Here is a 1,077-nt window from a genome sequence, read left to right as displayed (position 1 = left end):
ACTTGCACTGCAAGAGATAGGAAATACCAGTTATTTCTTTGAACTTGCGTGCCAGAAAATTTGCTATGAGATTGAACTGAAGAGTTTGATCCTGGCTCAGATTGAACGCTGGCGGCATGCTTTACACATGCAAGTCGAACGGCAGCACGGGAGCTTGCTCCTGGTGGCGAGTGGCGAACGGGTGAGTAATGCATCGGAATGTACCGTGTAATGGGGGATAGCTCGGCGAAAGCCGGATTAATACCGCATACGCCCTGAGGGGGAAAGCGGGGGATCGAAAGACCTCGCGTTATACGAGCAGCCGATGTCTGATTAGCTAGTTGGTGAGGTAAGAGCTCACCAAGGCGACGATCAGTAGCGGGTCTGAGAGGATGATCCGCCACACTGGGACTGAGACACGGCCCAGACTCCTACGGGAGGCAGCAGTGGGGAATTTTGGACAATGGGCGCAAGCCTGATCCAGCCATGCCGCGTGTCTGAAGAAGGCCTTCGGGTTGTAAAGGACTTTTGTTCGGGAGGAAATCCCGCTGGTTAATACCTGGCGGGGATGACAGTACCGGAAGAATAAGCACCGGCTAACTACGTGCCAGCAGCCGCGGTAATACGTAGGGTGCAAGCGTTAATCGGAATTACTGGGCGTAAAGCGTGCGCAGGCGGTTGTGCAAGTCTGATGTGAAAGCCCCGGGCTCAACCTGGGAACGGCATTGGAGACTGCACGACTAGAGTGCGTCAGAGGGGGGTAGAATTCCGCGTGTAGCAGTGAAATGCGTAGAGATGCGGAGGAATACCGATGGCGAAGGCAGCCCCCTGGGATGACACTGACGCTCATGCACGAAAGCGTGGGGAGCAAACAGGATTAGATACCCTGGTAGTCCACGCCCTAAACGATGTCAACTAGCTGTTGGGGGTTTGAATCCTTGGTAGCGTAGCTAACGCGTGAAGTTGACCGCCTGGGGAGTACGGCCGCAAGGTTAAAACTCAAAGGAATTGACGGGGACCCGCACAAGCGGTGGATGATGTGGATTAATTCGATGCAACGCGAAAAACCTTACCTGCTCTTGACATGTACGGAACTTG

At 54.0% G+C, this 1,077-nt stretch carries 1 rRNA gene; it reads left to right on the top strand.

The window, feature by feature from the left end:
- Positions 1-73: 73 nt before the first annotated feature.
- A 16S ribosomal RNA gene (locus JHD59_RS21940) occupies positions 74-1,077 on the top strand; the annotation flags it as partial.

This window comes from Chromobacterium sp. ASV23 (genome assembly GCF_016428945.1).
In the GTDB taxonomy this organism is placed as follows: Bacteria; Pseudomonadota; Gammaproteobacteria; order Burkholderiales; family Chromobacteriaceae; genus Chromobacterium; species Chromobacterium sinusclupearum.
The sequence above is the reverse complement of the archived record's forward strand: the minus strand, read 5'-3'. Positions and strand labels throughout refer to the sequence as shown.